The 24,645-nt window shown below is 62.7% G+C and carries 21 protein-coding genes and 1 riboswitch; of the genes, 6 read left to right on the top strand and 15 right to left on the bottom strand.

Annotated features, from left to right (window positions below; all coding sequences use genetic code 11):
• Positions 1-123: 123 nt before the first annotated feature.
• Complete coding sequence (gene amt, locus LHU53_RS09560; RefSeq protein WP_227332412.1) at positions 124-1,704, bottom strand: ammonium transporter; 1,581 nt, start codon at positions 1,702-1,704, stop codon at positions 124-126.
• A gap of 30 nt (positions 1,705-1,734) precedes the next feature.
• Complete coding sequence (gene glnK / locus LHU53_RS09555) at positions 1,735-2,073, bottom strand: P-II family nitrogen regulator (RefSeq protein WP_227332411.1); 339 nt, start codon at positions 2,071-2,073, stop codon at positions 1,735-1,737.
• 252 nt (positions 2,074-2,325) lie between these two features.
• Here glnK and LHU53_RS09550 point away from each other — a divergent pair, with 252 nt between their 5' ends.
• Entirely contained in the window at positions 2,326-3,861 is a 1,536-nt protein-coding gene (locus tag LHU53_RS09550; protein ID WP_227332410.1) for a YifB family Mg chelatase-like AAA ATPase, read from the top strand.
• Here the strand turns inward: LHU53_RS09550 and LHU53_RS09545 are convergent.
• The 13 genes from LHU53_RS09545 to LHU53_RS09485 all read right to left on the bottom strand — a co-directional run bounded on the left by LHU53_RS09545 (position 3,853) and on the right by LHU53_RS09485 (position 18,011).
• Positions 3,853-4,464: a CDP-alcohol phosphatidyltransferase family protein gene (locus LHU53_RS09545; RefSeq protein WP_227332409.1), complete on the bottom strand. Its 612-nt coding sequence runs from the start codon at positions 4,462-4,464 to the stop codon at positions 3,853-3,855. The two genes, LHU53_RS09550 and LHU53_RS09545, sit on opposite strands and share 9 nt — an antisense overlap.
• The gene (locus LHU53_RS09540) at positions 4,457-5,101 is read right to left on the bottom strand and encodes an ATP-binding cassette domain-containing protein (protein WP_227332408.1); all 645 of its coding nucleotides are present in this window, start codon (positions 5,099-5,101) and stop codon (positions 4,457-4,459) included. Before LHU53_RS09540 ends, LHU53_RS09545 begins: the two co-directional genes overlap by 8 nt.
• A gap of 1 nt (position 5,102) precedes the next feature.
• A complete protein-coding gene (locus LHU53_RS19815; protein ID WP_227332407.1) occupies positions 5,103-6,713 on the bottom strand; it encodes an ABC transporter permease in 1,611 nt (536 codons plus the stop codon).
• Positions 6,714-6,851: 138 nt separating this feature from the next.
• Positions 6,852-8,042, bottom strand: coding sequence for an ABC transporter substrate-binding protein (locus LHU53_RS09530; protein ID WP_227332406.1), 1,191 nt, complete (start codon positions 8,040-8,042; stop codon positions 6,852-6,854).
• A 159-nt stretch (positions 8,043-8,201) separates the two neighbouring features.
• The gene (metH, locus tag LHU53_RS09525) at positions 8,202-11,015 is read right to left on the bottom strand and encodes a methionine synthase (RefSeq protein WP_227332405.1); all 2,814 of its coding nucleotides are present in this window, start codon (positions 11,013-11,015) and stop codon (positions 8,202-8,204) included.
• A gap of 25 nt (positions 11,016-11,040) precedes the next feature.
• Positions 11,041-11,111, bottom strand: a riboswitch (S-adenosyl-L-homocysteine riboswitch).
• An 86-nt stretch (positions 11,112-11,197) separates the two neighbouring features.
• Positions 11,198-12,196 carry a Gfo/Idh/MocA family protein gene (locus LHU53_RS09520; protein ID WP_227332404.1) on the bottom strand — a complete coding sequence of 333 codons (999 nt, stop codon included), beginning with the start codon at positions 12,194-12,196 and terminating at the stop codon, positions 11,198-11,200.
• Positions 12,197-12,286: 90 nt separating this feature from the next.
• The gene (locus LHU53_RS09515; RefSeq protein WP_227332403.1) at positions 12,287-12,511 is read right to left on the bottom strand and encodes a zinc ribbon domain-containing protein; all 225 of its coding nucleotides are present in this window, start codon (positions 12,509-12,511) and stop codon (positions 12,287-12,289) included.
• 56 nt (positions 12,512-12,567) lie between these two features.
• On the bottom strand, positions 12,568-13,605 hold the full coding sequence (locus LHU53_RS09510) for a DctP family TRAP transporter solute-binding subunit (RefSeq protein ID WP_227332402.1): 1,038 nt from the start codon (positions 13,603-13,605) through the stop codon (positions 12,568-12,570).
• A 33-nt stretch (positions 13,606-13,638) separates the two neighbouring features.
• Complete coding sequence (locus tag LHU53_RS09505) at positions 13,639-14,937, bottom strand: TRAP transporter large permease (protein WP_227332401.1); 1,299 nt, start codon at positions 14,935-14,937, stop codon at positions 13,639-13,641.
• Positions 14,934-15,347 (bottom strand): TRAP transporter small permease, encoded by a 414-nt coding sequence (locus LHU53_RS09500; RefSeq protein WP_370632268.1) that lies wholly within the window; start codon positions 15,345-15,347, stop codon positions 14,934-14,936. The genes LHU53_RS09505 and LHU53_RS09500 overlap by 4 nt, the downstream gene beginning before the upstream one ends.
• 326 nt (positions 15,348-15,673) lie before the next feature.
• Positions 15,674-16,651: a pseudouridine synthase gene (locus LHU53_RS09495; RefSeq protein ID WP_255631973.1), complete on the bottom strand. Its 978-nt coding sequence runs from the start codon at positions 16,649-16,651 to the stop codon at positions 15,674-15,676.
• 93 nt (positions 16,652-16,744) lie between these two features.
• Positions 16,745-17,143 carry a DUF305 domain-containing protein gene (locus LHU53_RS09490; protein WP_227332399.1) on the bottom strand — a complete coding sequence of 133 codons (399 nt, stop codon included), beginning with the start codon at positions 17,141-17,143 and terminating at the stop codon, positions 16,745-16,747.
• Between the two features lie 160 nt (positions 17,144-17,303).
• Entirely contained in the window at positions 17,304-18,011 is a 708-nt protein-coding gene (locus LHU53_RS09485) for a Crp/Fnr family transcriptional regulator (RefSeq protein WP_227332398.1), read from the bottom strand.
• A gap of 191 nt (positions 18,012-18,202) precedes the next feature.
• Here LHU53_RS09485 and LHU53_RS09480 point away from each other — a divergent pair, with 191 nt between their 5' ends.
• The 5 genes from LHU53_RS09480 to LHU53_RS09460 all read left to right on the top strand — a co-directional run bounded on the left by LHU53_RS09480 (position 18,203) and on the right by LHU53_RS09460 (position 24,537).
• Positions 18,203-20,149, top strand: coding sequence for a long-chain fatty acid--CoA ligase (locus LHU53_RS09480; protein WP_227332397.1), 1,947 nt, complete (start codon positions 18,203-18,205; stop codon positions 20,147-20,149).
• Between the two features lie 14 nt (positions 20,150-20,163).
• Positions 20,164-20,949, top strand: coding sequence for an ABC transporter ATP-binding protein (locus LHU53_RS09475; RefSeq protein ID WP_227332396.1), 786 nt, complete (start codon positions 20,164-20,166; stop codon positions 20,947-20,949).
• A gap of 184 nt (positions 20,950-21,133) precedes the next feature.
• Complete coding sequence (locus LHU53_RS09470; RefSeq protein ID WP_227332395.1) at positions 21,134-22,063, top strand: branched-chain amino acid ABC transporter permease; 930 nt, start codon at positions 21,134-21,136, stop codon at positions 22,061-22,063.
• 12 nt (positions 22,064-22,075) lie between these two features.
• Positions 22,076-23,152, top strand: coding sequence for a branched-chain amino acid ABC transporter permease (locus tag LHU53_RS09465; RefSeq protein WP_227332394.1), 1,077 nt, complete (start codon positions 22,076-22,078; stop codon positions 23,150-23,152).
• 59 nt (positions 23,153-23,211) lie between these two features.
• The gene (locus LHU53_RS09460; RefSeq protein ID WP_227332393.1) at positions 23,212-24,537 is read left to right on the top strand and encodes an ABC transporter substrate-binding protein; all 1,326 of its coding nucleotides are present in this window, start codon (positions 23,212-23,214) and stop codon (positions 24,535-24,537) included.
• Positions 24,538-24,645 lie beyond the last annotated feature (108 nt).

Genomic DNA, 24,645 nt, shown 5'->3' with positions numbered 1-24,645 from the left:
CAGGGTGTGTAGGCAGGGCACAGACGTAAAAAAAACCCACCAAGACCGCAAGGCCCTGGTGGGTCAACTCTCAAGAACAACTCAACCAGACGGCAGGCGCGTGGCCTGCCGTCACCTCCCTGATTACCTGCCGTAGGCAGTTTCGCCGTGGGAGGTGATGTCCAGACCTTCGCGTTCGGACTCTTCCGACACCCGCAGGCCAATCGTCATGTCCACAATCTTGTAAGCCACGAAGGACACCACGCCAGACCAGATCACCGTGGTCAGCACCGCCTTGGTTTGCACCCAGACTTGGGCTGCGATGGAGTAGTCGGCCGATGTCACCATGGTGGCTGTGACCCAGTCCGCCACGTAGCCGGGGCCGCCCAGGGCCGGGCTGTTGAACACGCCGGTCAGGATCGCACCCAGGATGCCGCAGACACCGTGCACACCGAACACGTCCAGCGAGTCGTCTGCACCGAGCAGGCGCTTCAGACCATTCACGCCCCACAGACCCGCAAATCCCGACAGGAAACCGATCACCAGCGCACCGCCGATGCCCACGTTACCGGCAGCCGGTGTGATGGCCACCAGACCCGCCACGCAGCCGGAAGCGGCACCCAGCATGGAGGCCTTGCCCTTCATCAGCGATTCACCGATGCACCAGGCCAGGATGGCCGCTGCGGTGGCACCAAAGGTGTTGATGAAGGCCAGCGCTGCAAAGCCGTTGGCTTCCAGGGCGGAACCGGCGTTGAAGCCAAACCAGCCCACCCAGAGCAGGGACGCACCGACCATCGTCAACGTCAGGCTGTGAGGCGCCATCGATTCCTTGCCATAGCCCACCCGTTTGCCCACCATGTAGGCACCAATCAGACCCGCCACAGCGGCGTTGATGTGCACCACGGTGCCGCCAGCGAAGTCCAGCGCACCCCATTGCCAGATCATGCCGGCCTTGCTGGTCATGTCAGCCGCCACTTCGGCGCTGCTGTAGGCGTCCGGGCCCATCCAGAACCACACCATGTGGGCAATCGGGGCATAGGAGAAGGTGAACCACAGCACCATGAACGCCAGCACGGCGGAGAACTTCATCCGTTCGGCAAAGGCACCCACTATCAGCGCACCGGTGATACCGGCAAAGGTGGCCTGGAAGGCGGCAAACACAATTTCAGGAATGACCACGCCCTTGCTGAAGGTGGCGCCGTTGGCAAAGGTGCCTGCGACGTTGTCCCAGACACCGGCCATGAACAGCCGGTCAAAGCCGCCAATGAACGCGTTGCCTTCGGTGAACGCCAGGCTGTAGCCGTAGATGAACCACAGCACCACGATCATCGAGAAGGTGACCATCACCTGCATCAGCACCGACAGCATGTTTTTGGAGCGGACCAGGCCGCCGTAGAACAGCGCCAGTCCGGGCACGGTCATCAAAATCACCAGCAGGGTGGAGACCATCATCCAGGCGGTGTCGCCCTTGTTGGGAACCGGGGCTGGGGCCGCTTCAGCGGCGGCGGGCTCGGCTGCCGCAGGTGCGGCGGGGGCCATGGCCGCAGCCGGTGCCTCAGGCGCGACGACTGCGGGTGCGGTGGCTTCAGCGGCTGGCGCTGCCGCCTCGGCCGGTGCGGTGACCGCTGGCGCGGCGTCGGAGGCGGCCGGTGTCTGCGCCGACACGGCCCCGCCGCCCATCAGTAGGCTGATTCCCAACGCGAGGGATGCAAGTATTTTTTTCATAAGTGTGATCTCGTGTGAAGTGGCGGTGAGTTAAAGCGCTTCTTTGCCGGTCTCGCCGGTACGGATGCGGATCACTTGTTCGACCTGTGTGACAAAAATCTTGCCGTCACCGATCTTGCCGGTGCGCGCGGCACCTTCAATGGCTTCAATCACCTGGTCAAGCATCTCGTCGGACACGGCCGCCTCGACCTTGACTTTGGGCAGAAAGTCGACCACATACTCGGCACCCCGATACAGTTCGGTGTGGCCTTTTTGACGACCGAAGCCTTTGACTTCGGTGACGGTGATGCCCTGCACGCCGATGGAGGAGAGCGCTTCGCGCACCTCATCGAGCTTGAAGGGTTTAACAATGGCGGTGACAAGTTTCATGAGTTCTCCTTGGCTTGGAAAGAGTGGGTCACACTCGGCGGGTTCTGAGTCATTGGCCTCTTCAACAAGTGGGTTGACAAGGTGGTAAAGCAGAGTTCGTGCCAGCAACGGCCGCCGACTGGCGCAGGACAGGGCAAATCCACCGGAAGTCTGTGGGTTAACATATCTGTACAAATAACCAGTTTGCACCAAATCGGTGCATGATTTCAGGCGCTGCTTGCGGTTTGCGCACCGTTTTAGCTAGGGAGTCTCATGAGTCTGTCTTTAGTGCAAAGTCGAGCCCTGCTGGGCCTGGAAGCGGCGGCTGTCACCGTCGAGGTTCACCTGGCCAACGGCCTGCCCAGCTTCACGCTGGTGGGGTTGGCCGATGTGGAGGTGAAAGAGGCGCGCGAGCGGGTGCGTTCGGCCATCCAGAACTCGGGCCTGGAGTTTCCCAACAACAAAAAAATCGTCGTCAACCTGGCACCGGCAGATTTGCCAAAAGATTCCGGACGTTTTGACTTGCCGATGGCGCTGGGCATTCTGGCCGCCAGCGGGCAGATTGAGGCTGCAGCGTTGGCGGGCTGGGAGTTTGCGGGTGAGTTGTCGCTGTCGGGCGAATTGCGCCCGGTGCGCGGTGCGCTGGCCATGAGTTTGGCGCTGCATGGCAGCGGTGTCGTCACGCAACTGGTGCTGCCGCCTGGCAGCGCCGAAGAAGCGGCGCTGGTGCCCGGCGCGCAGGTGTACCGGGCCCGGCATCTGCTGGATGTGGTGCAGCATTTTTTACCTGTTGCGTCAGACACCATCGCGGCGGGTCCGGGTGAAGGCTGGGCGCGCATCGACGCGGCGCCTTTTGTCCAGGCGGCAGACTATCCTGACCTGGCCGATGTGAAAGGCCAGCTGGGCGCCAAGCGGGCGCTGGAGATTGCGGCGGCCGGTGGCCACAGTCTCTTGTTGGTGGGGCCCCCCGGCTCGGGCAAGTCGATGCTGGCGCAGCGTTTTGTCGGCCTGCTGCCGCCCATGACCACGAACGAGGCCTTGCAAAGCGCTGCCGTGGCCAGCCTGGGCGGGCGTTTTTCGCTGGCATCGTGGGCACGCCGCCCCACCTGCCAGCCACATCACACCGCCAGCGCGGTGGCCTTGGTGGGCGGTGGTTCGCCGCCACGCCCTGGCGAAATCTCGCTGGCGCACCATGGTGTGCTGTTTCTGGACGAGTTCCCCGAGTTTCCACGCGCCGCTTTGGAGGCGCTGCGTGAGCCGCTGGAGACCGGCACCATCACCATCTCACGGGCGGCGCGACGCAGCGAGTTTCCGGCGCGCTTTCAGCTGATTGGCGCCATGAACCCGTGCCCGTGCGGCTACCTGGGCTCGGCACAAAATGCCTGCCGCTGCACGCCGGACCAGGTGGCGCGTTACCAGGGCAAGCTCAGCGGCCCGCTGGTGGACCGCATCGACCTGCATGTCGAGGTTCCCGCCGTGGCTAGCACCGAACTGATGCAAGCCCCGCCCGGCGAGGCCAGCGCCACCATTCGGGCGCGCTGTGTGGCGGCGCGGGAGCGCGCCATCACCCGCCAGGGCAAGCCCAACCAGGCGCTGCAGGGCCAGGAAATTGACCAGTTTGTGCTGTTGGATGATGCCGCCGCCAAGTTTTTGAACGTGGCCGCCACCCGGCTGGGCTGGTCGGCACGCAGCACCCACCGGGCGTTGAAGGTGGCGCGCACCATTGCCGACCTGGCCGCTGCGCGTACCACCCAGGTGACGCATGTGGCCGAAGCCATGCAGTACCGCCGGGCGCTGAAGTCAGTCTGACTTGAACACCTGGATGCCCGCCGCGATGCGCGTCACGGTGGTCACAGCACACAAGCCGGCAAAACCATAGGTCAGGTAAGTGAACCAGTGCGGCACCAGGCACATCAGTGTGAACACCAGCAGGGTCTCAAAACTTTCGGTGAGCCCACCCAGGTAATAAAAGCCTTTGCCGGGGTAGGCGGTGCTGCTCAAGCCGCGCTTGGCGGCCAGCACCGCAAAGGCCAGAAAAGTGCCTGCGGTGCCAATAAAGCTGTAAATCAGCACCGCGGCGGGCAGCGCGTTGGCTTGTGGGTCAGCCAGCGCAAAGGCCAGCGGTATGCTGGCGTAAAACAGAAAGTCCAACGAGATGTCCAGAAAAGCGCCGCGGTCAGTCGGCTGGGTCAGGCGCGCGATGCTGCCGTCCAGCCCGTCAGCCAGGCGGTTCAGTGCCATGGCCAGCAGCGCCCAGTGGGTGTGCCCCAGCGCAATCAAGGGCACGGCGCACAGGCCCAGTGCAAAACCCACCCAGGTCACCTGGTCGGCGCGCCAGCCACGGCGCACCAGCGCGCCCGCCAAACTTTTCAGCGGGCGTTGCAGGGCGTTGTTCAGGACGCGGTCAAACATGGCGCGGCTGCCAGGTGCTGATGTCCAACACGCGCCCACCCGGCGGCGCATCGGCCAGGTCGTGGGTGACCAGCAGGGTCGGGATGCGCAGGCGCGCAATCTGCTCAAACACGAAGCCGCGAAATTGCACCCGCAGCGCGGCATCCAGCCGTGAGAAAGGTTCATCGAGCAGCAGCGCCTGCGGCTGGGCCAGCAGGGCGCGCATCAGGCTGACCCGCGCGCGCTGCCCGCCAGACAGGGTGGCCGGGTCGCGGTCGTGAAAACCGTCCAGACCGATGTCGGCCAGGGTCTGCGCAATGCGTCGCCGCCGCTCGGCGCCTGTCACGGTGGCGGGCAGCGCAAACGCCAGGTTTTGCCCCACGCTCAGGTGGGCAAACAGCAGGTCGTCCTGGTACAAGATCCCGATACGGCGCGCTTCAATGGACAAGTCTTGCAGCGGGCGATCATTCAGCCAGATCTCTCCTGCAGCGGAAAACGCCGGGGGCAGGTCACCCAGCAGCCCGTTGAGCAGGGTGGATTTGCCCGAACCGGAGGCGCCGGTCAGCGTCACGATCTCGCCCGGGGCGATGCGCAGTTGCAGGTCGGATAACAAGACGGCTTCGCCCAGGCGCAGCGTGAGGTGGTCGATCTTGAGCATGTCAGCGCAGGCCTTGCCGGTTGTGGCTTCGGGCGCGCGCCAACGCGGTGGCCAGCGCAAACGCCGCCAGTGGCAGCGCCACTTGCAGCAGCGCTTGCACTGCCAGCATCTGGCGGCTGCCACCAGCGCTCAAGGCCACGGCTTCGGTGGTGACGGTGGCAAACCGGCCGCCACCGGCAAACAGCGTGGGCAGGTATTGCGCCACACTCACCGCAAACCCCACCGCCCAGGCACCCAGGATGGGCCGTAGCAGCAGCGGCCACTTCACGCGCAGGCAAGCCTGCAGACGCGTGTTGCCCAGCGCACGGGCGCTGCTCATCAGGCGCGCGTCAAACGCCCGGTAGGCCCCCACCAGCGTCAGCACCATGTAGGGCAACACCCAGAGCAGGTGGCTCCACACCAGCGCCAGCGGCGTGGCGTCCAGGCCCAGACGCAACAACGCGGCGTACTGCGCGGCCACCAGCGGCAGCGTCGGGATGATCAAGGGCAGATACAGCACCGTGTTGAATTGCGCTGGCCCCCACTCCAGCCAGACCAGGGCCAGCGGCAAACACAGCAGGCTCACGGTGAGCGCCAACCACAGCGTGGTCCAGAACGGCGCCCAGTCGGCAGCGCGCCAGCTGTCCCCAGTCAGCGCATCCGGCCACAGCGCCGGGAAAAACCAGCTCTCGGCCACCGACCAGACACCCAGCACCGCCAGCACCGCGTAGCCGATGCCCCACAGCGGCACCAGCCAAAACCGGGACGGCTGCGCGGCGGTCCGGCGCCGCCCGGTGGGGTAGGCCCGCCAGCGCCGCTGCGCCTGCCACAAGCCAAAGGCCAACGCCGTCACGCTCAGGAACAGCGCCAGCAGCACCAGCGCGGCGGTGCCGCCTTGCGCTTGCACCCGTGCATCCGGGTCACTGAGCCAGTGCCAGGTCAGCACCGCCAGCGTGGGTGGGGTGCCCGGCCCCAAAACCAGCGCCATGTCCACCACCGACAGACCGTAGGCGAAAGCCGCCGCCACCGGCCAACCCAGCCGTGGCAACAGCTGCGGCCACAGGATCAGCCGCCAGGTCTGTGCCGCGCTGTAGCCCAGGGAGCGGGCCACCGCCATCTGCCGCGTCACCGCCTGCTCGCCCAGCACAGCCACCAACACCCAGAGCAAAAACCAGCTTTCCTTGAGCGCCAGCGCCAGCGCCAGGCTCAAGCCATACGGGTCTTGCACCGTCACCCAGTCGGGCGGGCTGGGCCAGGACAAACCATGCGCGGCAACCCGGGCCAGCCAGCCCGAAGGCGCCATCAAAAAAAACAAACCGACGGCAAATGCGGCGTGCGGCATGGCCAGCAGCAGCGGCAAGCGCTGTTGCAGCCGCTGCCACGCCGGGCTGGGGTACAAGCGCGTCGCCAAGGCCGCGGCGATCAGGCCCGCCAGCAGCGTGCCCAGCAGCGCTGACACCAGCGTGGCGCGCAAGGCCTGCGGCCATTGCGGGTCCGCCAGCAACGCTTGCCACACCGCCGCGCTCAGGCTGGGCCCCAGCGCCCAGACCAGGCCCGGCAGCAGCGGCACAAACACCACGGCCACCAGTGCCAGTGCCAGCATGCGACCTGACGGCCATGGTTGTGCCGTCACCCTGGCGCCTGTATCACGGCCGTCATGGCGCGCACCCACCCACCATCCAGGCCTCGAATTGCTGGATCCCGGGTGCTGAAACCCCGGGCTCGATCCGGGGCCGGCATGACAGTCCTGCTTTTTCACGTGATGGGGTGATCAGCGCGCACCGTAGCGTTGGAGCCACTCGGCCTCCAGCGCCTCCACCCAGCTGGCGTGGGGCTCGGGCAAGGTGGGAACTGACTCGGTCAGCGCGCCGGGTGCCTTGTTGCGCATCCGTGCCTGCAAATCCAGGGGCAGTTTGGCCACATCGAGTACGGTGCCGTCGCCCCACACGCGGGTGTCGGCCTTGCGTGCCTGGGCTTCGGGGGACAGTAAAAAGTTCACAAACACCTGCGCACCCGCTTTGGCACGCGCGTTGGCCGGGATGGCCAAAAAGTGCACGTTGCCAATCGTGCCACCGGGCCAGCCAAAGCTGTAGGCGCTGGCGGGCAGCTGGCGGCTGGTGATCAGGTTGGCGGCCTCGTTGGGGTTGAAGGTGAGCGAGAGTTTCAGCTCGCCATCGGCCAGCATGCGGTGCATGGCCGCCGCACTGGCCGGGAAGGTTTTGCCGCCGCGCCACAGGTGCGGATGCAAGGCGTCCAGATAGGCCCACAGCTTGGGCGTGGCGCTGGCCAAGGCCCCAGCGCTCACCGGCTGTTGCAGCAGCGCGGGCGTGGGGGTGAGTTCAAGCAGCAACTGCTTGAGGAACGTGGTGCCATGAAAATCCGGCGGCTTGGGGTAGCTGATGCGGCCCGGGTTGGCTTGGGCAAAACGCAACAGGTCGGCGGCCGAGCGCGGTGGCGCAGGCGTGGTGGCCTTGTTGGCGATGAAAGTGAGCTGCGCCGTGCCCCAGGGCGCTTCATAACCGTCGGTGGGCACGGAGAAATCGCTGCGCACCGGCTTGTTCAGGTCCACCAGCCCCCAGCTGGGCAGCGCTTCGGCCCACGGGCCAAACAGCAGGCCGCCGTTTTTGAGGTTGCGAAAGTTCTCGCCGTTGACCCACATCAGATCGACCGAGCCGTCGTTGGTGCGCCCGGCGGCCACTTCGGTCTGCACCCGCTTCACCACCTCGGCCGCGTCGGTGATCTTGACGTGTTTGACTGTGACGCCGTAACGCCCTTGCACCTCTTTGGCGGCCCAGGCCAGGTAGGCATTGATGGCCTCGCCACCGCCCCAGGCGTTGAAATAAACCGTCTGGCCCTTGGCCTGGGCTTCAATTTGCGGCCAATCTGCCGCTTGGGCGGTCAGGGCCGCGCTCAGGCTGACGGCAAGCGCTGACAGGGTGGTGGTGATTTTGGACAAATTCATGCAATGGGGCTCCGTTGGGTGGCATTCGTGCGTCTGACACAGCTCAGGACAGGTGCGCCGACCAGGACTGGGTTCTGCGGCACACCGTCTTGGTCGGACGACACGCTCACAGCTTACAACCCGCTGCACAGGCCAGCCCGGCAGTGGGAATTTGGCCGCCTACAAATTCGGCGCCAGCAGCCGTTGCAAGTCTTTGGCATCCATGCCACGCCGCTCGGCCATGTCTTGAACCTGGTCTTGCCCGATCTTGCCGACGCTGAAGTAGCTGGCCTGCGGATGCGCCAGATAAAAACCGCTGACACTTGCAGCGGGGGCCATGGCCAGGCTCTCGGTCAGTGTCATGCCGATGTCGGCGCATTGCAGCAACGCAAACAGGGCGGTTTTGGCGCTGTGGTCCGGGCAGGCCGGGTAGCCGGGAGCGGGACGAATGCCTTGGTACTTCTCGGCAATCAGTTCGGGCGGATTCAGGTGTTCGTTGGCCGCGTAGCCCCACAGGTCGGTGCGCACCTTGTGGTGCAGGCATTCGGCAAACGCTTCGGCCAACCGGTCTGCCATCGCCTTGAACAGGATGGCGCTGTAGTCGTCGTGGGCGGCCAGGAACTGGGCTTCTTTCTTTTCCACACCCAGACCCGTGGTTACCGCAAACAGCCCGACGTAATCCTGCAGACCGGTCGGAGCGGCTGGCACGCTGGCCTGGCCAAGTGCTGCTTGGTGAGCCGTCACCTGCTTGGGGGCCACAAAATCGGCCAAGCAGCGGTTGGGCAGGTAACTGCCATCGTCTTCCACTTCGCGGGCAGCTTGCTGGCGCAGGCCGTACCAGGTTAGGGCCACGCTGCTGCGGCTCTCGTCGGTGTAAAGCACGATGTCGTCACCCACCGCGTTGGCGGGGTACAGGCCGATGACGCCGTTGGCGCTGAGCCAGCGGCCTTCGATGATTTTCTTGAGCATGGCTTGGCCGTCGGCGTAGACCTTTTTGGCCTCAACTCCGACCACCTCGTCGTCCAGAATCGCCGGGAACGGCCCGGCCAGGTCCCAGGTCTGGAAGAACGGGCCCCAGTCGATGTAGCGGGCGATTTCCGCCAGGTCGAAGTTTTTGAACTCACGTCGGCCAATGAACTTCGGTTTTGTTGGCTGGTAGGTGGCCCAGTCAATCGGGGTTTTGTTGGCACGTGCCTTGGCCAGCGGCCACAATGGGACCTGTTTTTTGTTGGCGTGCTGCTGGCGCACCTTGTCATAGTCGGTCTGCAACTCGGCCACAAAGGCACTGGCTTGTTCACCGAGCAGGCTTTGCGCCACACCCACGCTGCGGGATGCGTCGGGTACATAGACCACCGGGCCTTCGTAATGCGGCGAAATTTTCACTGCGGTGTGCACCCGGCTGGTGGTGGCGCCGCCAATCAGCAGCGGGATTTTTTTGATGCGGAAATAGTCGTCCTTTTGCATTTCACCGGCCAGGTACTGCATTTCTTCCAGACTCGGTGTGATCAGGCCGCTCAGGCCAATGATGTCGGCCCCCTCGGCCTTGGCGCGTGCCAGGATCTCGTGGCAGGGCACCATCACACCCATGTTGACCACATCAAAGTTGTTGCACTGCAGCACCACGGTGACGATGTTTTTGCCGATGTCGTGCACGTCGCCCTTGACGGTGGCAATGACGATCTTGCCTTTGGTTTGCACGTCGCGCCCGGCAGCTTCATCGCGCAGCTTTTCTTCTTCGATGTACGGAATCAGGTGCGCCACCGCAGATTTCATAACCCGGGCCGACTTGACCACCTGCGGCAGGAACATCTTGCCCTGGCCAAACAGGTCACCCACGATGCTCATGCCCGCCATCAGCGGGCCTTCAATCACATGCAGCGGGCGCCCACCCTTGGCGACGATCTGCTGGTAAGCCTCTTCGGTATCAACCACGATGAAGTCGGTGATGCCGTGCACCATGGCGTGGCTCAGGCGCTGCTCCACCGCCACCGGGTGCTCGGGGGTGCCGCGCCATTCGAGCTTTTTGCTCTCGTCTTTGGCGCCGCTCTTGGCGGTCTCCGCTATCTCGACCAGTCGCTCACCGGCGTCGGCGCGGCGGTTCAGCACCACGTCTTCAACACGTTCGCGCAGGGTGGGTTCCAGGTCGTCATAAACACCGACCATGCCCGCGTTGACGATGCCCATGTCCATGCCAGCCTGGATCGCGTGGTACAGGAACACGGTGTGGATCGCTTCACGCACCGGGTCATTGCCCCGGAAGGAAAAGCTCACATTCGACACGCCGCCGCTGACCTTGGCGCCCGGCAGGTTTTGTTTGATCCAGCGCGTGGCGTTGATGAAGTCAACCGCGTAGTTGTTGTGCTCCTCAATGCCGGTAGCAATAGCGAAGATGTTCGGGTCAAAAATGATGTCTTCCGGCGGGAACCCAACTTCGTCGACCAGAATGCGGTAAGCGCGTTCGCAAATCTGGATCTTGCGCTCATAGGTGTCGGCCTGGCCCTGTTCATCAAACGCCATCACCACGGCGGCGGCACCATAACGACGCAGCAATTTGGCATGGTGTTTAAACGCGTCCACACCCTCTTTCATGCTGATCGAGTTGACCACCGCCTTGCCCTGCACACAGCGCAGCCCGGCCTCGATGACACTCCATTTGCTGGAGTCAATCATGACCGGAACCCTTGATATATCTGGCTCAGATGCTATCAAATTCAGGAACTTCACCATGGCCGCCTGGCTGTCGAGCATGGCCTCGTCCATGTTGATGTCGATGATCTGGGCGCCGTTTTCCACCTGCTGGCGCGCCACACTCAGGGCCTGGTCGAATTGGCCGTTGAGGATCATGCGGGCAAAAGCCTTGGAGCCCGTCACGTTGGTGCGCTCACCGACGTTGACAAAGGTGGCGCTTGGCGCGGCGTCAGCCGCTGCGGCGATGCCAATGGTCAGAGGCTCCAGGCCGGACAGTTTGAGGGGGGGGACAACAAAATCGGACATGCAACTCACCTGTGAAATTCAAAAAAGCAGGTGAGCGTCGTTGTGTAAATCCAAGCCTGACGGGTCGTGTGGCCCGCTGCAACGCTCCTTGGAAGGCGCCGATTTTAGCGGCGCTACCCAGGCGCCGCCCGCAGCGGGCTGATACGGTGCCAGAGTAGGGGCGGGGCCGGCCCTTCAGCGTCTCACACCGCTTCCCACTGCCCGCTCTGGTCCGACTTGAACAAGGCGTCGATGATGCGCATGTTGCAGATGGCGTCGTCCAGTCCGTAGGGCAGGGCAATCTCGCCACGTACCGCCTGTGAGAACGCGTCGCCTTGCAGGGTGTACATGTCACAGGCCGCAGTGGTCTCGCGCAGCGCCGATACCCCACCAATCACGCTGCCGTTGTCGAGCAGCAGGTCGGTGGTGCCACCCAAAGGTGCGTTGAAAGGGATCACCAGCTCCAGGCGCTGTTTTGTCCCAATCGCCTGGATACGCTGGAACGGCACCGATTGGGTCGACACCGTGAAGTCCAGCCGCCGCCCACCGCCAAAGTCGAGCAGCGCGCTGGTGGTGCGGTCGGTCTGGAAATCCGGGTCGCGGTCCATCAGCGTGATCACCCGCAGCGGCTCTGCCTCAAACAGGAAACGCCCGGCCACGATGGCGTAACACCCAATGTCGTAGAGTGCGCCACCGCCCACATCGGCGCGGTTGCGGATGTTGTCGCTCTGGCGGTTGAAGTACGAAAAAAAGGCCTGCACCGTGCGCAGCTCCCCCAAGGCGCCACTGCGCACCAGCTCGCGCGCACGCTGCCACTGCGGGTGAAAACGCACCATGAAGGCCTCCATGATGTGTACTTGGCCCGCCACTTCGCGCAGCTGTTCGGCTTCCTGTGCATTCATCGAGAACGGCTTTTCACACAAGACGTGTTTGCCTGCGCGCGCAGCGGCCAGTGTCCAGGCCACATGCTGGTCGTTGGGCAGCGGGTTGTAGATGGCCTCGATCTCGGGGTCGGCCAGCAGTTCTTCATACGAGCCATAGGCCTTGGGGATGCCCAGCTCGGTGGCCACTTTTTGGGCCGACGCCAGCGAGCGCGAGGCAATCGCGCTCACCTGGCTGTGCTGGCCTTTTTGCAGGGCGGGGATGACTTTTTCGCGGCCGATTTTGGCGGTGCTCAGAATGCCCCAATTAACTTTTTTCATGGGTGATGGTCGCCTTCTCTGGCGCTCTCTTGGAGGATGTGGGCGCAAACCCGGGTGGGTGATGCAGGGCGCTGGTGATCGCCCTGAACGTCACTGGATCGCACACGCCCCAGGCCCGCCCGAGTTCGGGCACGAACTGCAGGGGCTGGGCGGCATGGGCGCCATGGCCGCGGTTGAGGCCGTGGTGGCGAAGACGGACAACAGCTTGTCCAGCGTGGTGGAGTGGCAGTTGGGACAGGTCGGCACCGTGCTGGCGCGCACCAACGCTTCAAATGGGTGACCGCAATCGCTGCAGGCGTATTCGTAAATGGGCATGACAGCTCCTGGGTTGAATCACCGCGCCAGACGCCAGCGTCCAGCGCGCGGGGGCATCACTTCTTGCGGGCGGCAATTGCCTGCTCAGCCGTGGTCACCAGATCGGCGCCGATGGTTTTTTTCCATTTCTCGTACACCGGGCGAGTCGCCTTGACAAACGCGTCGCGCTCGGCCGGGGTGAGTTGTGTCACCGTCACACCCAGCGCGGCAATGTCTTTGAGCAGCGGTTGGCCGGGCTCCACCAGACCCTTGCGCGCGATGTCGATCTCCTGTTTGCCCGCATCCACGGCGGCCTGGCGCACGATGGCCTGGTCAGCCGGGGTCCAGGAGGCCCAGACCTCCTTGTTGACCACAAAAATCAGCGGGTCGGCCACATAACCCCACAGGGTGATGTGTTTTTGTGCCACGTTGTGCAACTTGGCAGCGGTGAAGATCGACAGCGGGTTTTCCTGCCCGTCGACCGCGCCGCTGGCAAAAGCGGGCTGCGCATCGGCCCAGCTCATTTGTGTGGGGTTGGCGCCCAGTGCGGTGAAGGTGTCCAGGAACAGCGGTGAGCCGACCACACGGATCTTCATGCCTTTGAGGTCAGCCGGGGTGCGCACCGCACGTTTGGAGTTGCTCAGTTCGCGGTAGCCGTTTTCGCCCCAGGCCAGCGGCACCACACCGGCTTTGTCCAGCGTGGTGAAGAGTTGTTTGCCCACCTCGCCTTGCGTGAGTGCATCAACGGCGGCGTAGTCGGGCATCAGGAACGGCATCGAGAACAAATTGAGCTGGCGCACCTGGGGCGACCAGTTGATGGTGGAGCCCACCGCCATGTCGATCACACCCTGGCGCAGCGCGCTGAATTCACGCGTCTGGTCACCCTGGATCAGCGACACGCCGGGGTACAGCTTGATGTTGATGCGGCCTTTGGTGCGCTCTTTCACCAGATCCGCCCAGATCTGGCCACCCTTGCCCCAGGGGAAAGCCGTGCCCAGCACCAGTGACATGCGGTATTCCGATTTGTACGGCGTTTGTGCCACTGCCGCCGCGGGCAACGCGCCCAGTGCCGCCACAGCCGCCACCAAGCTCACCAGGGTTCTTCGCAATTTCATCATCGTCCATCTCCTTTTTGTTAAATAAAAGCCTCAATATCCCAATTGCCGGGGTAACCACAAGGCCAGTTCTGGCCAGGCGATCACCGCCACCATCACCAAAAACATCGACAACAGCATCCAGCCAACCCAGCGTACCGTGGCTTCCATGCGCACACCGGCAATGCGGCACGACACCATCAGGTTCACCGCCAGCGGCGGGGTGAACTGCCCCAAAGCGACCTTGAGTGTCAGGATCACCCCAAACCAGACCGGGTCCCACTGGTAGTGTTGCACGATGGGCCACAGCAGCGGCACAAAAATCAAAAAGATCGAGATGCCGTCCAGAAACATGCCCACGGTGATCAGCAACACGATCAGCAGCGCCAGCACGCCGTATTCACCCAGCCCGGAGTTGACGATGGCCGTGGTCACCGGGTCAATCACCCCCAGGGTGGACAGCGAAAACGCAAAAATGCCCGCCAGCGCCACCACCAGCAGGATCACCGCCGACAACTCGCCCGATTCGCGCAGGATGTCATACAGGTCACGCACCTTGATCGTTCGGTGGATCACCATACCCACAAACAGGCCGTAAAACACCGCCACCACCGCTGCCTCGGTGGGGGTGAACCAGCCCGCGCGCATGCCGCCCAAAATCAGCACCGGTGCCGTCAGACCCCAGGCGGCGTCACGCAAACTGGCCCAGAACGGCGGCCGGGGCAGGGTGGCCTCCAGTGCGCCCATGTGGTGTTTGCGCGCCAGCCAGACAGTGGGCACGATCAGGGCGATACCCGCCAGAATGCCCGGAATCATGCCTGCTGCAAACAGCGCGGGCACCGACGCACCCGGCACCAGAATCGAATAAACGATGAAGGCAATGGACGGCGGGATCAGGATGTCGGTGGCCGCCGCAGCGCCCACCACGCTCGCCGAAAACGCTGCCGGGTAACCCGCACGCGACATGGCGGCAATCATCACCGCGCCCACAGCGGCTGCATTGGCCGGGCCAGAGCCCGAAATGCCACCGAGGAACATGGCCACCACAATGGCCACCAGGGGCAGCATGCCCGGGCCACGCCCGACTATTGCCACGGCAAAGTTGACCAAGCGCAGCGCCACGCCGGAGCGGTCAAAGATCGAGCCTACCAGCACGAACATCGGGATCGCCAGCAGCGGGTATTTGCCCAGCCCGGCGTAAAAATTCTGCGGTACCGCCAGCAGGCCAAACCACTGGGCATCCGCGTTGGCCAGCGCAATGGCTGCCGCCCCAGCCAGGCCCAGCGCCGCCCCAATCGGCACGCCCAGAATCATCATGCCCAGAAACACCACAAACAACAATGTGGCGATCATGGCTGTTTGCCTCGGCGGATAAACAGACCCAAGGCGCGCAGCGAAATGGCGCAGGACAGGATGGGGAGCCACATCGTGTACCACCACTGCGGAACGCCGATGCCGGGCGAGGTTTCGCCGTACTGGAAGTCGTCGTACACGGTGCGCACGCTCAAAACGGCAATCAGCGCAAACAGCAGCGCCATCATCAGCGCGCCAAAACGTGCCAGCGCCTTTTGCCTTGAGAGCGGGCCGCTGTCGGCAAAGTACTCGATGCGGATCTGCCGGTTGCGCGCCACCGAGGCCGAGCCCGCCACCAGCGCCAGCACAATCATCAGGAACACCGAAAACTCTTCGGTCCAGGCAAACGACTCGTTGGTGAAGTAACGCACCAGCACATTGCTGAAGGTGACCAGTGCCAGCAGCGCCATCACGATCACGGTGAGCCAGTCTTCAATTTTCAGCGTCACCCGCGTTTTTTCTTCTGGCTCGCTGGGGTCGTGCACCTCAAGGGGCAGGTGGGTGGGTTCGTGGGGTAAATGCATGGTTTAAAAAGGGTTGGTCGTCAGGCAAGGCGGCATGGCACAGCCAACCAGTGACGGTGCGGGCAAAAACGGTCATGCATGTTCCTTGAGAAAACGACGTGTGTTCTTGTCGCGCAACAGCGCGCAACATGGATTGGCGTAGGAACGTGGACGGCAGCTTTCGGGGTACAACCAAAGCCTGCCAAACCAGTTGTGCCCAGCTTGCGCCAGGCTCAGAACTGCTCGTGGGGTGCCAGGTAGCGCCATTGACCAACGGGCAGGTTTCCCAGCATCACCCGGCCAATACGCACACGTTTCAAACCCACCACTTTCAAGCCAACCTGCTCGCACATGCGCCGGATCTGGCGCTTTTTGCCCTCGGTCAGGACGAAGCGAAGCTGCTGCGCATTTTGCCACTCTACGCGGGCGGGCCTCAAAGGCTGGCCATCCAGGCTCAGGCCGTGGCGTAAGAGCGCCAGTTTGGCAGCCGGAAAAACCGACTGCACATCTTCTGTGATCGGGTCGTCATCGTCGATGCGGCTGAGCTGCTGGGTGGCGCCCGCAGGCAACGGCGCGCGGACTGCTGGTCGGGCCGCGTAGGTGGCTGCGGCCGAGGTGGCGGCCAGCGTGTTTTCAATCCCGGTGTAAATCACCCGCACCAGGTATTCCTTCTCCATGGTGGCGTCTTCGCCAATCAGCTGGCGCGCCACCCGACCGTCCTGGGTGAGCACCAGCAGGCCGGTGGAATCGATGTCCAGGCGCCCGGCGGGCACCAGACTTTTGAGCTGGCTCGGGTGGAAGAAAAAGCGTGCGTTGTCCTCGGTCCAGCGGTTTTGCGGCTGCACCAGGGTGATGGCGGGCTGGTGACCGTCCTCGGCCTGGCCACTCACCAGGCCAAGTGGCTTGTTGATCAGGATGGTGACCTGTTTGGCCTGCGCGCCTTTGGCTTGCTTGTCGATCTCGATCTTCACATCGGGCGTGACCTGCTGGCCCATCTCGGCCACCCGACCATTGACCTTGACCCAGCCTTTGCTGATCCATTCATCCGCTTCGCGGCGCGAGGCGAGACCCAGCTCGGCCATGCGTTTGTTCAGCCGCAAGGTGCCGCCCGCGCCATGGGCGGCGGTGTTGCTTTGCCCCGCAGGAAGGGGCGCTTTGGCGGGTGGCGGCGCGGCACGGCGGAAGACCGGAGGCGTGGAGGGTGTGGTCATGGTATAAAAAATATAGCTGTTAGCCTTTATAAATCAAGGGCTAAAGCACGATTTTACATGGATCTCCAGCAGCGGTGACCCGCTGGCTGCGGTCTACTTGACGACCTGTTTTTCCTTCAGCCAGGCCTGCATCATGGCAATTTCCTGCTTTTGCGCGGCAATGATGTCTTGCGCCAGTTGCTTCACCTTGGGGTCTTTGCCGTACTTGAGCACCACATTCGCCATGTCAATGGCGCCCTGGTGGTGCGGGATCATGCCGGCCAGAAAGTCACGGTCGGCGTCGCCCGTGAGCGGCACCGCCATGTCCTTGTGCATTTTGGCGTTGGCCTGCTCAAAGGCGGCGTTCGACGCCGATGTGCCCGTGCTGGCAGGCATCGCCATGCTGTGGCCCGCATGCGGGTCAGCCGTCTGGGCCAAGGCCGCACCCGACAGGCATGCGCCCAGTGCCAGGGCCGCACCCAACTTGGCAAGGTGTGAAAAGTTCAGTGTCATGGGATGTTCTTCCTTCGAAAAATGTTGAAAAACCAGCGACCTCAGCGCCAACGCCCATCGCACGCAAAGGCTGCGCAAGATGCTACCGGAGCCGTCTAAAACCACACGACCCGCGGGCCTCGGTCATCCAACACCGCCGCTGATGCCAACGACGTCATGCTCAAAACATCCCCGTCCTCAGCGCCTGCAAATTCAGCACCCGCAAGCCGCCGTATTCCACCGCAATCGCGCCCTCAGAAGCCAGCTTGGTCAGGGCTTCGTTGACCCGCTGGCGTGACAGGCCGACCAGGTACGCCATCTCTTGTTGTGTGATGCGCAGCACGGCGCCCAAACCGGGGTAGAGCACCGGGTTGAACAGCGCGGCCAGACTGCGCGCCACGCGGATGTTGGGGTTACCCATGCGGTCGATCTCGCGCGCGGCGATGAACTGGCCCAGCCGTTCGTTGAGCTGGCGCATGACAAAGCGGTTGAAGCCAATGGAGTGGTCCAGCAGCCAGTGAAAGGTGTCCACGTGCAGCCCGGCCACCAGACTTTTGCGCAGCGCCTGGATGTTGTAGCGGTACACCTCGCGTTTCAGGGCGGTGCCCTCGCCAAACCAGCCGCCAGGTGGTACGCCGGTGAAGGTCATGGTCTGGCCGTCGATGTTGTCGGCGCTCATCTTCAACAGGCCGTCCACCAGGCCAAACCAATAGGTCACGGGGCGGCCGGTGCGGCAGACGAAATCACCCGGCTTGGCGTCGGTGATCTTGAGGTCTGCCACCGCGCGTTCACGTTCGTCAGGCTGCAACACGGTCAGCCACGGGATCACGCCCAACTCGGCGGCGGTCAGTGGGCGGCGGCGCTGCAACAAGCTGGCTTCGGTGCTCATGTGACGGCATCCTTTCGCAAAAAGGAGAGATGAAGGGGCAGACGCACGCAGGGAAAACACCTACCGAGAATCCGCTGAATTGTCGTCCAAACGACAACTTAGCGTCAAATCGAACCCTATCATTGCGCCACACCAAACGCGGTATTCAGCCCGTTTTGAGTAACGACACAGCCCCGGAGACAAGGCGAGCCATGCAAACGACTTTCCCGCAACTACTGCTGAACCACGCCAGCGCCCGGCCCCAGGACACGGCCATGCGCGAGAAAGAGTACGGCATCTGGCAGGCCATCAGCTGGGCCGACATGGCCGCGCTGGTGTCGCACCTGGCCTGCGGCCTGCATCAGGCGGGCTTGCGCCAGCATGACCACATGATCGTCATCGGTGCCAACCGCCCGCGCCTGTATGCCACCATGCTGGCGGTGCAGAGCCTGGGTGCGGTGCCGATCGCGCTGTACCAGGACGCCGCGGCGATGGAGTGTGTGTTCCCCATCAACAACGCCGAGGTGAGTTTTGCCTTTGCCGAAGACCAGGAGCAGGTCGACAAACTGCTGGAAATCCGCGAGCAATGCCCGCAGCTCCAACACATCTGGTTTGACGATCCGCGTGGCCTGCGCAATTACGACGAGCCTGGTCTGGCCGCACTCGACGAGCTGATTGCCGCTGGCAAAGCCTTTGCCGCCATCCACACCGACTTCTTCAAGGAACAGGTCGCCACGGTGCAGCCCGACGACGTGGCCGCCATGTTTTTCACCAGCGGCACCACCGGCAACCCCAAGGGTGTGGTGCACACGCACGACACGCTCCTGAACCGCGCCCGCGCCGGGGCTGACTTTGACAAGCTGACCCACAAGGAAGACGTGCTGGCCTACCTGCCGCCGGCCTGGATCGGGCAAAACATCTTTTCTTACGCGCAGTGGCTGAGCTGCGGTTACGTGGTGAACTGCCCCGAGTCCGCCGCTACGGTGACCATCGACCTGAAAGAAGTTGGGCCCACCTATTACTTTGCGCCGCCACGCGTGTTTGAAGGCTTGCTGACCAGCGTGATGATCCGCATGGAAGACGCGGGCACGCTCAAGCGCAAGATGTTTCACTACTTCATGGACGTGGCCAAACGCGTTGGCCCCACGTTGATGGACGGCAAATCGGTCGGCTCGGGTGACCGGCTGCTGTACGCCATCGGCGACTTTCTGGTATATGGCCCGCTGCGCAACACCCTGGGTTTTTCCCGCGTGCGGGTGGCCTACACGGCAGGTGAGGCGATTGGGCCAGACCTGTTCAGCTTTTACCGCTCCATTGGCGTGAATCTGAAACAACTCTATGGCTCAACTGAGACCGCCGTGTTTGTCTGCCTGCAGCCCGACCACGAAGCCCGTGCCGATACCGTGGGCGTGCCTTGCGCGGGCGTGGAAATCAAGGTGGCCGACAACGGCGAGATCCTGGTCAAGTCGCCAGGCCTACTCAAAGGCTACTTCAAGAACCCCGAAGCCACGGCTGAAGTGCTGACCGCCGATGGCTGGTACCACACCAGCGACGCGGGTTTTCTGGACGCGCATGGCCACCTCAAGATCATCGACCGCGTCAAAGACGTGGGCCGCATCCAGGGCGGTGCCAACGACGGCGCCATGTTTGCGCCCAAGTATGTGGAAAACAAGCTGAAATTCTTCCAGCACATCAAGGAAGTGGTGGCCTACGGCGACGGCCGCGACAAAGTCTGCGTCATGATCAACATCGACTTTGAAGCCGTGGGCAACTGGGCCGAGCGGCGCAACCTGCCGTATGCGGGCTACACCGACCTGGCGCAAAAGCCCGAGGTGTACCAGCTCATCAAGGAATGTGTCGAAAAAGTCAACGCCGACCTGAGTGTGGACACGCTGCTGGCCGGTTCCCAAGTCAGCCGTTTCCTGGTGCTGCACAAGGAGCTTGATGCCGACGACGGTGAGCTGACCCGCACCAACAAGGTTCGCCGGGGCTTCATTGCCGACAAATACGACGTGTTGATTGACGCGCTTTACGGCGGCAAAACCACCCAGTTCATTGAAACCCAGGTCAAGTTTGAAGACGGCCGCACCGGCAAGGTCAGCGCCACACTGCGTATTGACGACACCAAGACCTTTGCGCCCGTCAAGGCCGCCGCCTGAAAGAAGTTCACCCCATGGCAACCAAACTCATCGGTGACGTCATTCTGGACGTCAAGAACATCTCCCTGCGATTCGGCGGCGTGAAAGCGCTGACCGACATCAGCTTTGACGTGCGTGAACACGAGGTGCGCGCCATCATCGGCCCCAACGGCGCAGGTAAAAGCTCCATGCTTAATTGCATCAACGGCGTTTACCGGCCTACCGAAGGTGCTATCACTTTCAGAGGTAAAACCTTCAGCCACATGGACAGCTACCAGGTGGCCAGCATGGGCATCGGGCGCACCTTCCAGAATCTGGCGCTGTTCAAGGGCATGAGCGTCATCGACAACATCATGACCGGGCGCAACCTGAAGATCAAAAGCAACCTGTTTTTGCAGGCATTACGCATCGGCCCGGCCCAGCGTGAGGAGGAGAAACACCGCGAGTTTGTCGAACACATCATCGACTTTCTGGAAATTCAGGCGTTCCGCAAAACCCCGGTGGGCCAGTTGCCATACGGCCTGCAAAAACGCGTCGACCTGGGTCGCGCGCTGGCGATGGAGCCGCAGTTGCTGCTGTTGGACGAACCCATGGCCGGCATGAACGTGGAAGAAAAGCAGGACATGAGCCGTTTTGTGCTCGATGTGAACGAGGAATTTGGCACCACCATCGTCCTGATCGAGCACGACATGGGCGTGGTGATGGACATCAGCGACCGCGTGGTGGTGCTGGACTACGGCAAGAAGATTGGCGACGGCACGCCGGACGAGGTGCGCACCAACGAAGAAGTCATCAGCGCGTATTTGGGTACGGGGCATTGATGCTCATGGACATGCCGTTACATCGAATTCTCAGTTTGGCAAACCGCCGCGCCCTCACCCCAGCCCTCTTCCAGCGGGAGAGGGTGAAAACTGCGGTCCGGCTGTTACCCCTTCCCCCGCTGGGGGAAGGTGGGGATGAGGGCGGCCCGTGCCGCAGGCTTATTGCAGGCTAAGGAACAACAACATGGCTTTTTTTCTTGAAACTCTGTTCGGCGGCCTGATGGCGGGCATGCTGTATTCGCTGGTGGCGCTGGGCTTTGTGCTGATCTACAAGGCCAGCGGCGTCTTCAACTTTGCCCAGGGCGCGATGGTGCTGTTTGCCGCACTGGCCATGGCGCGCTTCTCGGAGTGGGCCGGTGTCTGGCTGGGCGGCGACCAGCTGTTTCTGGCCAACCTGATTGGCTTTGTGGGCGCGGGTGGCGTGATGTTTGTGGTGGCCTGGCTGATCGAGCGCCTGGCGCTGCGGCATCTGGTCAACCAGGAAGGCACCACGCTGCTGATGGCCACGCTGGGCATTGCCTACTTTCTGGAAGGACTGGGGCAGACGCTGTTTGGCGGCAGCATTTACAAGATCGACATCGGCATGCCCAAAGACCCGGTGTTCTGGCTGGACTCGGTGTTTGAAGGCGGCATCCTGATCAACAAGGAAGACCTTTACGCCGCCGTCATTGCCGCGGTGCTGGTGGCGGCACTCAGTGTGTTTTTCCAGAAAACGTCGACCGGCCGGGCCTTGCGCGCTGTGGCCGATGACCACCAGGCCGCGCAAAGTATTGGTATCCCACTGAACCGCATCTGGGTCATTGTCTGGTGTGTAGCCGGGGTGGTGGCGCTGGTGGCCGGGATGATCTGGGGCAGCAAGCTGGGGGTGCAGTTCTCGCTGGCCACGGTTGCCATGCGCGCCTTGCCGGTGGTGATTCTGGGCGGCCTGACCTCGGTGCCGGGCGCCATCATTGGCGGGCTGATCATTGGGGTGGGCGAAAAGTTGTCCGAGGTGTACCTCGGGCCGTATGTGGGTGGCGGGATTGAGATCTGGTTTGCCTATGTGCTGGCGCTGGGCTTTTTGCTGATCCGCCCGCAGGGGTTGTTTGGCGAGAAGATCATTGATCGCGTTTAAGAGAAACAAAAAATGTTTTACAGAGAAAACGGCCAATTCAAAACCAGCTACCGGGCAGACCAGCAGATTCTGCCCATCGCGCAAGACCGCGTCGCCATGGGGCTCATCCTTGCGGTGGCGTTTGTGGCGGTGCCGCTGCTGGCCAGCGACTACCTGTTCCAGGCGATTCTGATCCCGTTTGTGATCATGGCGCTGGCCGCCCTGGGGGTGAACATTCTGGTGGGCTACTGTGGCCAGATCTCGCTGGGCTCGGGCGCGTTCATGGCGGTGGGGGCTTACGGGGCCTACAACTTCTTTGTGCGCATTCCGGGCATGCCGCTGATTCCGACGCTGATTCTGGGCGGCTTGTGCGCCACGTTTTTCGGCATTCTGTTCGGCCTGCCGAGCTTGCGGGTGAAAGGCCTGTACCTGGCGGTGGCCACGCTGGCGGCGCAGTTTTTTGCCGACTGGATGTTTTTGCGTATCAAGTGGTTCACCATGGACACGCCCTCGGGCTCGGTGTCGGTGTCGAACCTGCAGGTGTTGGGCCTGCCGATTGACAGCCCGGTGAGCAAGTACCTGTTTTGTGTGGCCATGCTGACGGTGCTGGCGCTGCTGGCCAAAAACCTGGTGCGCTCGGCCATAGGCCGCGAGTGGATGGCGATTCGTGACATGGACGTGGCCGCCAGCGTGATTGGCATCCGCCCGATGTACGCCAAGCTCACCGCGTTTGCCGTCAGCTCGTTCATCGTCGGTGTGGCCGGGGCCTTGTGGGCGTTCATTTACCTGGGCTCGTGGGAGCCGGCGGCGTTCTCGGTGGACCTGTCGTTCCGGCTGCTGTTCATGGTGATCATTGGCGGTCTGGGCTCAATCATGGGCGGGTTTTTTGGCGCTGCGTTCATCGTCATCCTGCCGATCTTTTTGAACCAGTTTCTGCCGCTGGTGCTGGGCCTGGTGGGCATCGAGATCTCCACGGCTGGCGTGGCACATGCCGAACTGATGATCTTCGGTGGCCTGATCGTCTGGTTTTTGATTGTCGAGCCGCATGGGCTGGCCAAGCTGTGGGCCACCATGAAGCAGAAGCTGCGGCTGTGGCCGTTCCCGCATTGAGCGGTTGGTGGTGTGAATTTTTCCGGTGCCTTGATCTTTTTATTCTTCAGGAGACAACAATGAAAGTTCGTAACGTGATGGTGGCTGTGGCGGCGCTGGCAGTGGGTGCTTCGGTCGTGTCGACCAGTGCCTTTGCCCAGGCCAAAGAGCAGTTTGTACCGGTGCTCTCCTACCGCACCGGGCCGTATGCGCCCAACGGCGTGCCATGGGCCAACGGTTATGTGGACTACCTCAAGCTGGTGAACGCCCGTGGCGGCATCAATGGCGTCAAGATCTCGTTTGAAGAATGTGAAACCGCTTACGACACCGCCCGCAGCGTGGAGTGTTATGAGCGCCTGAAAAGCAAGGGCGCCAGCTTTGTGCAGCCGCTGTCGACCGGTGCCACCTTTGCCCTGACCGAGAAAGCGCCCGTCGACAAGATTCCGGTGGTGACCATTGGTTATGGCCGCAGCGAAAGCTCGGACGGCTCGGTGTTCAAGTGGAATTTCCCGATCGCTGGCACTTACTGGGTGGCGGCGGATGCCATCATCCAGGCGATTGCCAAAAAAGAGGGTGGCCTGGACAAGCTCAAAGGCAAAAAGCTCGCGCTGGTCTACCACGACAGCCCGTTCGGCAAAGAACCCATTCCGCTGCTGCAAGAGCGCGCCAAGATGCACGGCTTTGAGTTGCAACTGTTGCCGGTGACCGCCCCCGGTGTCGAGCAAAAAGCCACCTGGCTGCAGGTGCGCCAGGCGCGCCCAGCTTATGTGGTGCTGTGGGGCTGGGGCGTGATGAACTCCACTGCCATCAAGGAAGCGCAAGCCACCGGCTATCCGCGCGACAAGATGTACGGCGTGTGGTGGGCTGGTGCCGAGCCTGACGTCAAAGACGTGGCCGACGGCGCCAAGGGCTACAACGCGGTGACCATGCAGCATGGTGCCGAGCCGCAGTCCAAGCTGGTGAAAGATGTGTTGGACATGTTGCACGCCAAGGGCCAGGGCACCGGCCCCAAGGAAGAAGTGGGCCAGGTGCTCTACATGCGCGGTGCCATGAGCGCCATGCTCGGCATTGAAGGCGTGCGCTCCGCCCAAGAGCGTTTTGGCAAAGGCAAGGTCATGACTGGCGAGCAAATCCGCTGGGGCCTGGAAAACCTGAACCTGACCCAGGCCAAGCTCGATGCGCTGGGGTTTGCCGGGGTGATGCGCCCGGTCAGCACCTCGTGTTTTGACCACATGGGCTCGGCCTGGGCACGTATCCACACCTGGGATGGCGCCGCCTGGAAGTTCACCTCTGACTGGCTGCAGGCTGACGAGCAGATCATCAAGCCGCTGGTCAAGACTACCGCTGCCAAGTACGCAGCCGAGAAAAAGCTGACACCGCGGACCTCGGCAGATTGCCAGTCTTGATCGGTTGAGAGACCTTGCGTCGGCGATGCAAGGTCTGTTGTTGCAAATGTTGGCGTTGGCTCGGTGAACTGTCCCGGGCTGTCATGCCGGACTTGATCCGGCATACAT

The sequence above is a fragment of the Rhodoferax sp. U2-2l genome, assembly GCF_020594515.1.
In the GTDB taxonomy this organism is placed as follows: domain Bacteria; phylum Pseudomonadota; class Gammaproteobacteria; order Burkholderiales; family Burkholderiaceae_C; genus Rhodoferax.
The sequence above is the reverse complement of the archived record's forward strand: the minus strand, read 5'-3'. Positions and strand labels throughout refer to the sequence as shown.